The organism is Paenibacillus yonginensis, from assembly GCF_001685395.1.
Classification (GTDB): Bacteria; Bacillota; Bacilli; order Paenibacillales; family Paenibacillaceae; genus Fontibacillus; species Fontibacillus yonginensis.
This window is the reverse complement of sequence record NZ_CP014167.1, coordinates 86,120-98,951: the sequence shown is the minus strand read 5'-3', so window position 1 is coordinate 98,951 and position 12,832 is coordinate 86,120. Positions and strand designations below refer to the sequence as shown.

Here is a 12,832-nt window from a genome sequence, read left to right as displayed (position 1 = left end):
TCCGCTTTGAAGGAATAACCTAATTAGGTTTTATGAACTCGCAGTAGGAAACCTGATTTCAATGCTTGTTCCTTCATTCTGCTTGCTCGTAATATTTAATTTGCCGTTGTGGTTCTCAATGATGTTTTTGCTGGTCATAAAGCCAAGTCCGGTGCCGCTTTGTTTGGTCGTGAAAAAGGGTTCCCCGATCCGGGCCAGCAGTTCTGGCGGAATCCCCGTTCCGGTATCGGTAAAAACAATTTTGAGATCCAGGTCATTAGGCGATTTCGGCGGCAGCAGCTCGACGGTTAATGTCCCGCCTTCCGGCATGGCTTCGATGGCATTTTTCATAAAATTAATAAAAACCTGCTTGATCTGATTCTCATCGCATTGGATTTCCGGCAGGTCGGTGTAGTCTTGGAGAAGGATTTCAATGTTGTTCATGTTGGCCTGCCCCAGCAGCAAAGAAATAACCTGGTCGAGGATGGCCCTCAGATTCTTGAGTTCAAATTTAACGGTCTGCGGTTTGGCTAGCGCCAGCATTTCGCTGAGGATCAGCTCGATCCGGTCGATTTCCGTGTTGACGATTTCGAAATATTGCTGCTTGCGCTCCGAGTTCTGAAGCAGCTTCAGGAACCCTTTGATCGAAGTAATCGGATTGCGGATCTCATGCGCTATGGCTGCTGCCAGCTGCCCGGCCAGCGACAGCTTCTCCGATTCCATCATAAGCTGTTCCGTCTTCTTCTGCCGGGAAAGATCCCGCAAAATGAAGGTTGCGCCACCTGTTCCGTTTCGGCCATATTTCAGCGGGAACCCGGTCAATGAAATCTGTACCGACTCGCCGTTCTCTTTCAGCAGCCGGGTCTCAAACCCGGTCACAATATTGTCCGTCAGCACCTTATCAGCAAGCTGTCTGAAATCCGAACGGAATTCCAATACGCTAAAGGGAAGCCGGCTCCAGTGTTTATCCAGCAGCTGATCCATCGTCCAGCCGAATAGCTCGGTAAACGCCTTGTTGCTCTGAACCACATAACCGCCCGGATTAAAGATCAGGATCGGATCCAGATTAAACGCGACAAGATCGTGGAACTGGCTGGTTAAAACCCCTTGCTCCGTAATATCTTTGATGACCGCACCAATCGCATTTAATTTCCCAAATTCATCGCTGATCGGAAACAACTTGATATATACGGAGATGAGCTGTCCGTCTTTGGTCCGCTTAATGGTTTCGTATTCCATTTTCAGCAGCGGAGCACATTCCTTTTTCCTCTTCAGCTCGGTTATTATTGTCTGCAACGGCTCATTGGATATAAAAGGCGGGGGTTGTCCTAAAATTTCGGCTTCAGAATAATCGAACATCTTCTCAAAGGCACCGTTTACCCTGATAATCCGACCTTCGAGACTAACAACCGCTACGGCGTCCGAATCCAGGTGGTAAAGGGTCTTCATGATTTCCCAATTGGTTTTGCGTCCATTGTGCTGACGGGCCCAAGTCAAATCCGTAACATGAATGACAAGAATACAGGTATCCATAACCGGCAGCTTTGAGACACGAACCAACCCGCGCAGCACATGGCCTTTTTTATGTAAATAACGGTTTTCTAAATGTAAAATTTCCATCCCGTCTTCCGACCAGCTGTGGTAATCCTTGATAATCAGAGGTAAATCCTCCGGATGGATGACTTTCTCCGCGTGTTCCCCCAACAGCTCCTGCTCTTCGTAACCAAGGAAATTACAGAGCGAAGGATTCACTTTCATAAAGGTTCCGTCCTCACCCATGAGCGCCATCCCTGCAGCCGTTCCGAATATAGAGTTCGGCTGTAATTCCTGCTCCGTAACATCTAACATACTGTCATCTTTTGTCATTACGCTTCTCCTATATTCTGTTAGGTCTAATTCTCAAATACCATTCCTTTCTACACGACACTTGCCGATTCCTGTCCAATCCCCAATTCCCCTTCTTATTAAGAGGAACTATAAAGTAAAGACCCCGGCTGGTAAAGAGGGGAACGCAAATAACCCCAACCAAGTGGGGCCCGCTCTGAAGACTATTCAGGTCCGCTGCGGGACCCAGAACCCTGCAAGACGCGTTCTTATTTAGTGCAGTGCGCCCCCGGTCTCCCGGATATCCTCAAGGACGCGGGCGGCTTCCAAAGCAGCCAGCTCCAATGCGTGAACAACGGTGCTTAAGCTCAAAGAAGGCTGTCCGCTGCTGAGCACCTGCTCAGGCAAATAAGGAATATGGATAAATCCGCCCCGGGTCTGCGGGGATTTCTCCTGCAAGTAGTGCATCAGCCCATAAAATAAATGATTGCACACGAAGGTTCCAGCAGAATTGGATACTGCCGCCGGTATGCCCGCTTCTTTCATCGCTTTGACTATTGATTTGATCGGCAGCGTAGACCAATAAGCAGCAGGACCTCCAGCTACAACGGATTCATCAACAGGCTGTCCGCCTCGATTATCCGGGATGCGGGCATCATCTACGTTAATCGCCACACGTTCCGGCGTAATTTGCGCGCGGCCTCCGGCCTGCCCCACGGCAATGACCACATCCGGGCGGTATCGCTCAATGGCTTCGGTTAATACAGCAATAGATGCTCCAAAAACGGTAGGCACCTGGATGCCGATCAGCTGGACTTCTCCGATCACTTTGCCGTTCAGCTTGTTCACCGCTTCGTAAGACGGGTTGATCTTCTCACCGCCGAAAGGCTCAAACCCGGACAACAGCACTTTTGTAGTCATAAAAAATCCCTCCCGCTTGATCATAACAAACAAGAGGAGGGATGGAAACTGCCTGAAAAAAAACTCCCTTACTGACCGGCTTCATGGACGATTAGTCTTTGAAAGCCACTCAGAATCGCGAGGTTTGGGTCCCAAAGCGCAGATCTTGGTTGGCGGCCTACTTGTCAGCAGGTCTGCCGGCGGAAGCCCACATGTCCTTCAGCCAGGCGTCGAATTCGTCGCCTTTCTCCCCTTCGTAGATATCATACACGTCGATACGCATCTTCTTGAATTTCTCTTTGAAATCCTCGTAAGCATGATCGCGCGGAAGGCTCTTTTTGATGCGAAGCAGAATTTTGCCAACCCCTTTAAACGGCTCCGGCTTGTTCTTCGTCGGCTGCTTCACCTGATATCCGAAAGCTTGCAGCTTCTCATAGGCAGCCTGCTGCACGGTGTACACCGGATCGCTCTCCATCAGGCGGGTCAAAATATCTATTACCTGCTTATGATCACAACGCCCCAATTCTTCCACGGCGGCAAGACGTGCTCTCCAATCCGCAGAGCGGTTAGCCTGCTTCTTCAGTTCGGCATAATTCTCGGGCAAATCATTTAACATTTCTTCTTGGCTCAAACGAAACAATCCCCTTTTCCATAACAACAGATAGTGCAATTTTACCGTAACGGCGGACAGGATTCAACGTTTGGCAGCAAATGAAGTTCAGTGCCTCCGGACGAATAGCTTAACCCGCAATCAAGCATCCTAACAAAGATTCTGTCATAAAGGAGGGATAACCGTGCCTAAACCGGATAACCGCAAGGATAATGCCGTTCATCTGCAGCAGCATATCAACCATACGATTGCGAACCTGAATGAAGCCGAGGAATACCTCGACGAGCATGCGGACGAAATTTCCGCATCCGAGAAGCAGGGAATCGAAGCCAAAAACGATAACCGGCGAAAGAGCCTCAAAGGCTTCAGAGAGGAAATTCAGGACGAAAGCAGTAAATAAAGGGCCATATCAGGGAACCTCCTCCCCTTCTCGGGAGAAGGTTCCTGATTATTTTCCCCATTCCCAATAAGCCCCGGTTCTCCCAAGCTTCCTTGAGCACCGCTTTCTCCTTCTTGCCAATTCAGCTATAAAGCACCGGCGAGCTTGCGGGAAGTTACCCGGTAAGTGGTAGGCGACATCCCCAGCTTGGCCGTAAATTGTTTGATGAAATAGGTATCGTACTCAAATCCTGTGGAGCGGGCAATGTCATTCAGGCTCATATCCGTATGCGTCAGAAGATCACGGGCCACCTTTAACCGATAGGAAAGCAAATATCCCATTGCGGTGCTCCCGCACCTTTCCTGAAATCTCTTATTCAGCGTCACCCGGTTCAAATGCGCACAATTCGTCAAGTCCTCCAGAGAAATCTTCCGTGAATAATGCGTATGGATATAATCCAGCACAGCATCAACAGGCGAATGCTCCCTGTGCTGATTCAGCTCCTCCAACAAACCTAAAATCTGAATGAGATACCTTTTGATTCTGCACGCCCAAAGCGAGTCGCTTTGCGCCTGGACCTCCATGCCCAGTATAAAAAACCATTCAAACAAAAACGGATAAGCCGTCTCGGTGATCCGAGACACGCCGTAACAGCCCTGGTCTTGTTGAAAAAGGGAAAGGCCTGTCCCGATCCGGGGAACAGCCGGAAAATCCTTCGTTTCAGACAATACGGTCGAGTTCAGAAAGTCGAGATGAAAACGAAAGGACTGCGCAGCCACCCCCGTTGTCTCCAGCACTTGGACCTTATCGTTCCCGGTCAAACACAAAATGCCGGGAGCATGAACCGCTATCGGCCGATCGTTCAAGACCGCCTTCAGGCTTCCGGAGGTTAAAAAAATCAGCGTATGCCGCTCCGGATAAGGCAGCCCCAAAAAATCCTCCACCGCGGCGAATTCAATATTTACGGTTCGTTGTTTGTACCGGTCTCTTTGCGGCATAGTTCCTCACCTATCAAATCGTATAGTTAAATACTTCACATCTGATAGTGTAGCACGCAAACCCAAAGGATATAATGACGTTGTGAATCCAAATGACTAAAATTAGGAGGAACAGCGCGATGACCGTTGAACGTTTTCACATTCAAATCTCCGATGAAGTTCTTGAGGACCTGAAGGACAGGCTCCATCATATCCGCTGGCCCGACCAGCTTGAAAATTCCCATTGGGAGCGGGGAACGGATCTGTCTTTTTTAAAAACGCTGGTCTTTTACTGGAAAGAACATTACGATTGGCGGGCGCAAGAAACCCGGCTAAACAACCTCTCTCAGTTTCGCACCCGGATCGACGGAATAGACATACACTTCGTTCATGAGCGCGGCAAGGGCCCTGCCCCGTTACCACTTATTCTCACCCATGGCTGGCCGGACAGTTATCTGCGGTATCAGAAAGTTATCCCTTTGCTCACCGACCCGGCCAGTTATGGAGGAAACCCGGAGGATGCCTTTGACGTCATCGTCCCTTCGCTGCCCGGATTCGGATTCTCCGGCCATCCCGTGCAGCCCGGTATCAACAATTTCCGAGTCTCCGAAATGTGGGCCAAACTCATGACGGAACAATTGGGGTATGCCCGATTTGCCGCCGGCGGCGGTGATATGGGCTCTGGTGTAACCCGATATCTGGCCGCAAACCATCCTGAGCTTCTAGTCGGCATCCATCTGACCGATATCGGCATAATCAGGGAGCTTATAGCTGCGCCCGATCAGGAGAAGCTTTCGGAAGAAGAACGCCAGTATAAGAAAAATGCTGCAGAGTGGATGGCCAAAGAAGGCGGTTATTTGTCCCTGCAATCGACTCGTCCACAAACGCTGGCTTACGGTCTATCCGACTCCCCGGTCGGTCTGGCGGCCTGGATCATGGAGAAATTCCACGCCTGGAGCGATTGTGAAGGCGACCTGCAAAAAATATACACCTGGGATGAATTAATCACCCATATCATGATCTATTGGGTAACCGGCACGGCTGCCTCCTCTACGCGCATGTATTATGAAAATGGAACCGGGTTGCCGCCGCTTGGCTATATCGAAGTCCCAACAGGCCTGGCCTTATTCAAGGCGGATATTCTGCCGCCTCCCCAAAGCTGGGCTTCCCGCAACTTGAATATCGCCCGCTGGACCTCCATGCCGCGCGGCGGGCATTTCCCCGCAATGGAGGAGCCGGAGCTATTTGCCGAGGACATTCGCGCCTTTTTCCGGCCTTACAGAGCCGGGTTAAAACAATAAGGTTATACGCTGACAGGGAAGGTGCATTGTTGGATTTATGAGAAGCAGCCGGTTAGGCGTGCAGAGCTCTTGCTAAAGCCGAATAATATTCTTCGGTGACCCGCCGGCTGATTTCCGCGGAAGGAAAATATTCTTCAAAGCCATGGAAGCAGCCGGGGTATAAATGAAATTCAACAGGTACGCCGGCCTGCGTCAGCCTGGATACGTAATCGATCGTTTCATCGCGGAACGGATCCAGCTCCCCGACGCAGGTATACGTAGGCGGAAGTCCCGATAAATCGGCCGTCCGTGCGGGAGCGGCATAAGGAGAAATCTCCTGCTGCTCTCCTAAATACATCTCCCAGGCCAGCCGGGTTTTGGCCGTGCTCCATACGCGCTCATCCGTAATTTCTTGGCTGGATCGGGTAATGATCCGGTCGTCAAGCATCGGATAAAGCGGCATTTGGAACTTAATCGAAGGGCCATTCCGGTCCCTGGCCAAAAGGGACAACGCGGCCGTCAAACCGCCGCCGGCGCTAGGGCCCATGACGGCAATTCTCGAAGGGTCGCTGCCCAGCTCCTCCGCGTGCTCGGAGAACCAGCGGAGTGCGGCGTAACAATCTTCGAGCGGAGCCGGAAAAGGATGCTCCGGCGCCAGCCGGTAATCTACGGATACGATGACACAGCCAATCCCGGACGCCATTTGCTGCAGGGCAGGGTCCATCATATCCGCGGAGCCTAATATATACCCTCCGCCGTGAATGTACAGAACGCCTGGAAGAGGGACATTGCCCCCTGACGGCTGGTAGATCTTAATCCGTACATCAGGGTCTCCGGCAGCTCCCGGCACATGGGCTTCGGTGATCCTTACCGCATTATTGGCAGGCAGCGATGCAGCTACAGCGGCAGCAAACTGCTGCATCTCTTTCCTTTTGTCCTCTAATTTGTCCCGGGTATACAGGGCCTCCGGCAACGCGGCGAACATCTCTTTAAGTTCAGGGTGCAATCTTGATTCCATATTCCAGCCCTCCATCCTTTCGAAGCAAAATCTTTAAAGCGTGGTTTATGCCATCCGTCTGCATCAGTCCTGGCTGTTTCTCCATGCATTTTGGCCCAGCAGCTCCCGCATGGTCGCCATATAGGTTTCTTCCGATTGAGTCCATCTCAGTCTTGCCGTTTCTTCCGCGTCTGGGCCTGCCAGATAACGCAGCCGATCCGACGGATCGCACGCCGCTGCGTAAATTTGTTCGGCCACCTGTTTCTCATCCGCATTCTCAAACGGATAATGCATCATCGTTCTCATCATATGATCAAAATATGGCTTGTACGCTTCAGGAATAGCCAAATCTTTGGTGGCGGCCATTGTGTTGGCTGCGAAATTGGTGGTCCGCATGGCGCCCGGCTCTACCAGCTTGACGGCGATATTTTGCGATTCCAGCTCGAACGAAAGGGCTTCCGTAAATCCTTCGACAGCATGTTTGGTCGATACATAAATCGTAAGGAGCGGATTGGATGTAAAACCAACGTTCGAAGTGATGTTGATGATCGTGCCGCCGCCTTGTTCACGAAAATACGGGGTAATGGCCTGAACGACGTTCATGACGCCGAAGACATTGGTTTCGTAAACGTTCCGGACAGCTTCCATCGGCGTTGCCTCAAAGATGGACAAAATGCTGACGCCGGCGTTGTTCACAACGGTGTCGATCCGTCCGAACCGTTTAATTCCGGCTTCAATAGCCGCTTTGATCGTTGCGGGGCTGGTTACGTCCAGTTCCGTTACGAATATTTTACCGGGATAGTCCTGTTCCAAACGTTTATCAGCCTTACGCATGGTCGCTACTACATTCCATCCTTCTTCGGCAAATTTCCTGGCCGCTGTATTTCCCAGTCCGGTTGAACTCCCGGTAATCAATACCGTTTTGGTCATTGAAGACCCTCCTCTTCCTCTGGTTTGTGACTGCTCCTTTAGCTTACGGGGCTATAGCCGCTCTAAGTCAAATCACAAAACAAATGCTTGATAGACAAGGGGTTTAGGTACTGAATACCGGCCCAAAACGCCAAAACGGTTGACAGCCGCTCTAACCTAAATCAGAACCACCCGTCCAACGGGTGGTTTGCACTAGGGGTATAACCCCTTGTTGCCAAACTGCGCCTAAAGACGCTAGCCTGACCACAAAGCGTTCAGGCTCAGTGTTATTTGTCTCTTTCACTTACCAGTTAAACTGGTTTTACTTTTTCTTGCTCTTGTTGCTGCTGAATGGATCTTCATACTCTTTTACACTCAGCTTATCCACTGCCTGGTCATGTGCCTCTTGCTCTCGAATGTATTTGGCGACGGTGGCTTCATTTAGCCCCACTGTACTTACGTAGTAGCCTTCCGCCCAGAATTTACGATTCCCATACTTATACTTCAAATTGGCATGCTTCTCAAAGATCATGAGTGCGCTTTTCCCTTTTAAATAGCCCATAAAGGAAGACACAGATATTTTCGGTGGAATCGCCACCAGCATGTGCACATGATCCGGCATCATATGTCCTTCTAATATCTCGACTCCCTTGTATTTACATAGACGCTTCATGATTTCAATTAGATCTCGTCTCACTTGATTGTAGATCTCTTTACGTCTATACTTCGGGGTGAACACAATGTGATACTTACACATCCACTTTGTGTGCGCTAAACTAAAGTTTTTATTTGCCATTTAAGACCATCCTTTCGAATTGAGCCTGAACATCTCAATTTTATCGGGATGGTCTTATTGGTGTAACCCTAGATCCCTCCACCCGCATAGCGGGTGGTTTTATATTTCGCGCGTTTCACGCGCTCAACAGGCTGAAGCCTAAAAATAAAAGACCCGGATCGTGATTACGACCCGGGTCTTCGATAGCTTTTTCATTATAGCTTATAAAGTTCGGTCATGATCCGCAGTGGGGTACGGGTCACCTCCGGTCGGTTACGCCGTCGCCGGCTCCAAATCGTCTTCTACGTCCTGCTCAAACGCAGCCCGGTCGAATTCGCCTTCTGAATTGGCAACCAGCAGCGCGGTGACTGTTGTACCGGTCGCATTGACCGCTGTACGTCCCATATCGATCAGCGCTTCGACACCCAGCACCAATCCCATACCTTCGAGCGGCAGCCCCATAGCCGTTAACACGACGGTCGTTGAAATGGCGGCAGGCCCCGGCACGCCTGCAACTCCGATAGAGGAGATGATGCAGACGAGAATCAGCAGGATATAATCGGTAAGGCCCAGTGGAACATTGTATACACGTGCGACAAAGATAGCAACAATCGCCGGCCAGACGCCGCCGCAGCCGTTAAAGTTCATCGTTGCGCCAAGCGGAGCCACAAAGCTCGCAATCCGCGGGGATACGCGAAGCCGTTTGGTCAGCACCTCCAGATTAACCGGCAATGTAGCGTAGCTGCTGCGGGTCGTGAAGGCAACGGCTACCGTCGGGTAAGCTTTACGGAAGAACTTGAGCGGATTCACTTTGACCACCAGCGCTACCAATCCGCCGAAGATCAGCACGAAGTGAATAATCAGCCCGATATACGAAGCAAGGATCACTTTAGCCAGCGGCGCCAGCGTATCCAATCCGTATTTGGCTGCCATTGCGCCAATCAGCGCATATACGCCGTATGGCGTCAGACGGATGACGTATTTGACTACCTGATGCAGCACATCGGTAGCCGATTTCAGCAGCTGCCTTACCGGCTCTACACTTTCCGGCTTGCGTGAGCTGATATGGACAATCGCCACCGCCACGAAGATCGCAAAGATCAACACCGGTACAACCTTGCCCTCCGACATATCGCTGATCGGATTAGACGGCACCAGATCCAGAATAACCTGCGAGAAGGTCGGAATTTCCCTGGCTTCGAAATTTTGCGGCGCCTCCGCTTTAAACCCGCTGCCCGGATTAACGGCCAATGCGACAAGCAGACCAATCAGCGCGGCCACGCCCGTTGTGGACAGAAACCAAAGAATCGTCTTCACGCCCAGCTTCCGCAGATGGGCTAAATTCGTCAAAGATGCGATACTGTTAATGACTAACACAAAGACAAGCGGCATCACTAGCATCTTGATCAGATTGACGTAGATGGAACCAATCGTACTGACGCTTTTGTATTCCAACTGGAATGCATTAAAGATAATGCCTGCAACAAGCCCCAAACCGAGCGCAATAAATACGCGGGTACCAAAACCAACACGTTTCCTGGCGAGGACCACAAGAAAAACAATTACGGCCACTGAGACCAGCAAGCTGATCCAGTTCGACTGAAAAGCATCCACCAAATTATTATTCACTTCCAAACCCCTCTCGTCCCATTATTCTTATGTAATTACTAGGTTATAAACAAAGTAATGCCTTTATTTTCCTTTGTCAACTCTATTTTTAAGGTCCTCCGAGTTATGGACTATAAACGGGTTCGGGTTGTAAAATGGAAGAGAGTCACGCTAACCTTCGATAGGCGGTGAGGATCTTTTATGGCTTATACTATTAAGGAAGTTGTGAAGCGAACGGGAATTTCTCCGTATACGCTGCGTTTCTATGAGAAGGAAGGCGTGCTGCCTGCGGTTGAGCGGGATGCTAACGGTGTCCGCAAATTCAGCGACCATTTCGTCGATTGCGTAGAGATGGTGCAAGCGCTGCGTTCGACCGGTTTGCCGCTGGCGGAAATCAAACAATACGTTGAACTGTACAAAAGCGGAGACCGCACCCTGCCCCTAAGAAAAATAATGCTCGCCAGCCAAAAAAACAAAGTCGAGGAACAAATAGGACTGCTGATGAAAACGCTGGAAAAACTCAATTACAAACTGGCGCTGATCGACGCCCAGGAGAACAAATTTGAAAGGCTGCCGTAGGGCAGCCTTTTTGGCAAAGCTGAGGAGCTAATGGGATTGGGCAGCGAATGCGCTAAAGAGGGCAGAAAACCTTGCGGGAACCTTTAATTTTTTTTGCTACAATAGAATCGCCAGCAGGAGGTGAAACCGTGAATATTACCTTGGATACAATTCAGGATAAAGTAGAGTTTTTTCAAGCTTACGATCTCAAGGTGCTGGAGAAAACGATCGAGGAACGCATCGATATTAACAAAGCTTTGATGCTCAAGGTTCATTCGGTTCAGCATCAGGCCGCCTTCGACCCGGTCCGAAACCAGCTGCAGTACAGCGCCGTGGTTCATTTTAAGGCTTAGAAGCTTAAACAGAAACGCCGGGCTTGGGGCCAGGCGCCTTTATTTTATATCTCGGAGACCTCTCTTCTATAGCACAAGTTGCTGACCACCTCCTTCGTTCCGTGCTGGAACCAAGTAGGTGGCTTTGTTTTTTCAAAAGACAAATCGACTCTTTCCGCTTCTATCTAAATTCATAGTTGACTCATGGGATTTATGTGATTAAAATGAGAAAAAAACTAGTCTTTGGTTATATATTCCAGACCCGATCAGGGTACAAAGCACTAGCCGGACTCCAAAAAACGAAAAAGAAAGCGAGGTTTGTTCATGAGTTCAATTCCAGTCAATCAAGCTTCACCGGGAGCACAGCTCCCCAAACAAAGCAAGTGGGCGGGGTTAATCGCCAAAGAAGACTGGTGGACGGTCTGGATCGGATTTTTTATAGTCGTTCTGGCCGTTATTTTCTGGTCGGCGGGAGGAACGATCAAATCGATCACGCCTTCTTTTGCCGCCTGGTCGGATGGGGCATCGCTTGGCAAGACGCTGGCTGACAATGCCCTTCGTACCGTTTATCTCTTCGTGCTTCTACTCGCTCTATTTACCCTGGCTACCTCCATCCTCAAAGTGAAAGCTTCCCAATTCATTCCCGGCTTCCTGCTCCTGTTCGTCATCAGTCTGCTCATCAACCTCTTCAGCTCCTGGAAGTTTGCGAGCAAATACGGGATTGAAGCTCCTTTGGTGGCGTTGGCCCTCGGCCTGATCGTAGGCAACCTGATTAAAATTCCCGCCTGGTTTGATTCTTCCTTACGCACTGAATTGTATGTCAAAGTAGGGATTATTCTGCTGGGCGCCACCCTTCCGTTTACTTTGATCGCCAAAGCAGGCCCGGTCGCCTTTCTGCAGGCTTCGGTGATTGCCATCATTACTTTCCTTGTGATCTTCTGGGCGGCCAAGGCGTTTGGCCTGGACAACCGGTTTGCCGCTACGCTCGGTACAGGCGGCTCCGTATGCGGCGTGTCTGCGGCGATTGCTATCGGCGGCTCGATCAAAACCAAAAAAGAGCACGTCTCCGTGACGATTTCCCTTGTCGTCATTTACGCCGTCGTGTTCATCTTCCTGCTCTCCTTCCTGATCAAAGCTTTAGGGGTGGAAGCAGGCCCGGCCGGCGCCTGGATCGGCACCTCGGAATTCGCCGATGCCGCAGGCATCACGGCAGCCAGCTCTTTTGGCGACGATGCCATTACCTCTTTTACCCTGATGAAGGTGATTGGCCGTGATATGTTCATTGGCGTTTGGAGTTTTGTGCTCGCCTTTATCTCCGTGACGTTCTGGGAGAAACGCAAGGAGGGGCCGAAAGCGGGAGCGAAACAAATCGTTTCCCGGTTCCCGAAATTTGTGCTTGGATTCTTTGCGGCGTCCATTCTGCTGACGATCCTTATCGCCAACGTTTCGGCCGACGCTCAAACCGTGATCAACAACGACGTGATCGCCCCCGTCAAAACCATCCGCACCTGGGCGTTTACCTTCACCTTCTTAACCATAGGGTTAACCACCCGCTTCCGGCAGCTGACCTCCGTTGGCTGGAAGCCGGTTGTCGCCTTCGGGATTGGGGCCGTTGTGAACGTAATCCTCGGGTATCTGCTGTCGGTCGTGTTCTTCGGCGACTTCTGGTCCGGCCTGTAAGGTCAAGGCGGGAGGTGGGAGAGC

General features: G+C 50.6%; 13 protein-coding genes. 5 read left to right on the top strand and 8 right to left on the bottom strand.

Translation table 11 applies throughout. The features are described from left to right. Positions 1–30 precede the first annotated feature (30 nt). The 3 genes from AWM70_RS00430 to AWM70_RS00420 form a co-directional block, all read right to left on the bottom strand. Positions 31–1,845: a PAS domain-containing protein gene (locus tag AWM70_RS00430; protein ID WP_068693361.1), complete on the bottom strand. Its 1,815-nt coding sequence runs from the start codon at positions 1,843–1,845 to the stop codon at positions 31–33. A 231-nt stretch (positions 1,846–2,076) separates the two neighbouring features. Next, positions 2,077–2,724: a pyroglutamyl-peptidase I gene (gene pcp, locus AWM70_RS00425; protein WP_068693355.1), complete on the bottom strand. Its 648-nt coding sequence runs from the start codon at positions 2,722–2,724 to the stop codon at positions 2,077–2,079. A 157-nt stretch (positions 2,725–2,881) separates the two neighbouring features. Continuing rightward, positions 2,882–3,334, bottom strand: coding sequence for a HEAT repeat domain-containing protein (locus AWM70_RS00420; protein ID WP_206093404.1), 453 nt, complete (start codon positions 3,332–3,334; stop codon positions 2,882–2,884). Between the two features lie 163 nt (positions 3,335–3,497). Between AWM70_RS00420 and tlp the strand changes: the two genes are divergently transcribed. Further along, a complete protein-coding gene (tlp, locus tag AWM70_RS00415) occupies positions 3,498–3,713 on the top strand; it encodes a small acid-soluble spore protein Tlp (protein ID WP_068693354.1) in 216 nt (71 codons plus the stop codon). Positions 3,714–3,838: 125 nt separating this feature from the next. Here tlp and AWM70_RS00410 read toward each other — a convergent pair whose 3' ends face one another. Then, complete coding sequence (locus tag AWM70_RS00410) at positions 3,839–4,690, bottom strand: helix-turn-helix domain-containing protein (RefSeq protein ID WP_068693353.1); 852 nt, start codon at positions 4,688–4,690, stop codon at positions 3,839–3,841. Between the two features lie 119 nt (positions 4,691–4,809). Here AWM70_RS00410 and AWM70_RS00405 point away from each other — a divergent pair, with 119 nt between their 5' ends. Continuing rightward, a complete protein-coding gene (locus AWM70_RS00405; RefSeq protein WP_068693352.1) occupies positions 4,810–5,970 on the top strand; it encodes an epoxide hydrolase family protein in 1,161 nt (386 codons plus the stop codon). A 52-nt stretch (positions 5,971–6,022) separates the two neighbouring features. Here the strand turns inward: AWM70_RS00405 and AWM70_RS00400 are convergent, their stop codons facing one another. The 4 genes from AWM70_RS00400 to AWM70_RS00385 all read right to left on the bottom strand — a co-directional run bounded on the left by AWM70_RS00400 (position 6,023) and on the right by AWM70_RS00385 (position 10,259). After that, positions 6,023–6,967 (bottom strand): alpha/beta hydrolase, encoded by a 945-nt coding sequence (locus AWM70_RS00400; RefSeq protein WP_068693351.1) that lies wholly within the window; start codon positions 6,965–6,967, stop codon positions 6,023–6,025. A gap of 63 nt (positions 6,968–7,030) precedes the next feature. Then, a complete protein-coding gene (locus AWM70_RS00395) occupies positions 7,031–7,876 on the bottom strand; it encodes an SDR family oxidoreductase (protein WP_068693348.1) in 846 nt (281 codons plus the stop codon). Between the two features lie 301 nt (positions 7,877–8,177). Further along, positions 8,178–8,651, bottom strand: a complete 474-nt coding sequence (tnpA, locus tag AWM70_RS00390; protein ID WP_068693347.1) for an IS200/IS605 family transposase — start codon at positions 8,649–8,651, stop codon at positions 8,178–8,180. A gap of 252 nt (positions 8,652–8,903) precedes the next feature. Then, the gene (locus AWM70_RS00385) at positions 8,904–10,259 is read right to left on the bottom strand and encodes a dicarboxylate/amino acid:cation symporter (protein WP_068693346.1); all 1,356 of its coding nucleotides are present in this window, start codon (positions 10,257–10,259) and stop codon (positions 8,904–8,906) included. A gap of 180 nt (positions 10,260–10,439) precedes the next feature. Here AWM70_RS00385 and AWM70_RS00380 point away from each other — a divergent pair, with 180 nt between their 5' ends. The 3 genes from AWM70_RS00380 to AWM70_RS00370 all read left to right on the top strand — a co-directional run bounded on the left by AWM70_RS00380 (position 10,440) and on the right by AWM70_RS00370 (position 12,808). After that, positions 10,440–10,817, top strand: a complete 378-nt coding sequence (locus AWM70_RS00380) for a MerR family transcriptional regulator (RefSeq protein WP_068693344.1) — start codon at positions 10,440–10,442, stop codon at positions 10,815–10,817. Between the two features lie 128 nt (positions 10,818–10,945). Further along, positions 10,946–11,149, top strand: a complete 204-nt coding sequence (locus AWM70_RS00375; RefSeq protein ID WP_068693342.1) for a DUF2536 family protein — start codon at positions 10,946–10,948, stop codon at positions 11,147–11,149. 303 nt (positions 11,150–11,452) lie between these two features. Beyond that, the gene (locus AWM70_RS00370; RefSeq protein WP_068693340.1) at positions 11,453–12,808 is read left to right on the top strand and encodes a YeiH family protein; all 1,356 of its coding nucleotides are present in this window, start codon (positions 11,453–11,455) and stop codon (positions 12,806–12,808) included. The last annotated feature ends 24 nt before the right edge of the window (positions 12,809–12,832 follow it).

What these genes read in the sequence shown, in the direction of transcription:
- tnpA (WP_068693347.1), bottom strand. Translation starts at nt 8,651, where the DNA reads ATGGCAAATAAAAACTTTAGTTTAGCGCACACAAAGTGGATGTGTAAG.
- AWM70_RS00405 (WP_068693352.1), top strand. Translation starts at nt 4,810, where the DNA reads ATGACCGTTGAACGTTTTCACATTCAAATCTCCGATGAAGTTCTTGAG.
- AWM70_RS00400 (WP_068693351.1), bottom strand. Translation starts at nt 6,967, where the DNA reads ATGGAATCAAGATTGCACCCTGAACTTAAAGAGATGTTCGCCGCGTTG.
- AWM70_RS00370 (WP_068693340.1), top strand. Translation starts at nt 11,453, where the DNA reads ATGAGTTCAATTCCAGTCAATCAAGCTTCACCGGGAGCACAGCTCCCC.
- AWM70_RS00410 (WP_068693353.1), bottom strand. Translation starts at nt 4,690, where the DNA reads ATGCCGCAAAGAGACCGGTACAAACAACGAACCGTAAATATTGAATTC.
- AWM70_RS00380 (WP_068693344.1), top strand. Translation starts at nt 10,440, where the DNA reads ATGGCTTATACTATTAAGGAAGTTGTGAAGCGAACGGGAATTTCTCCG.
- AWM70_RS00430 (WP_068693361.1), bottom strand. Translation starts at nt 1,845, where the DNA reads ATGACAAAAGATGACAGTATGTTAGATGTTACGGAGCAGGAATTACAG.
- pcp (WP_068693355.1), bottom strand. Translation starts at nt 2,724, where the DNA reads ATGACTACAAAAGTGCTGTTGTCCGGGTTTGAGCCTTTCGGCGGTGAG.
- AWM70_RS00395 (WP_068693348.1), bottom strand. Translation starts at nt 7,876, where the DNA reads ATGACCAAAACGGTATTGATTACCGGGAGTTCAACCGGACTGGGAAAT.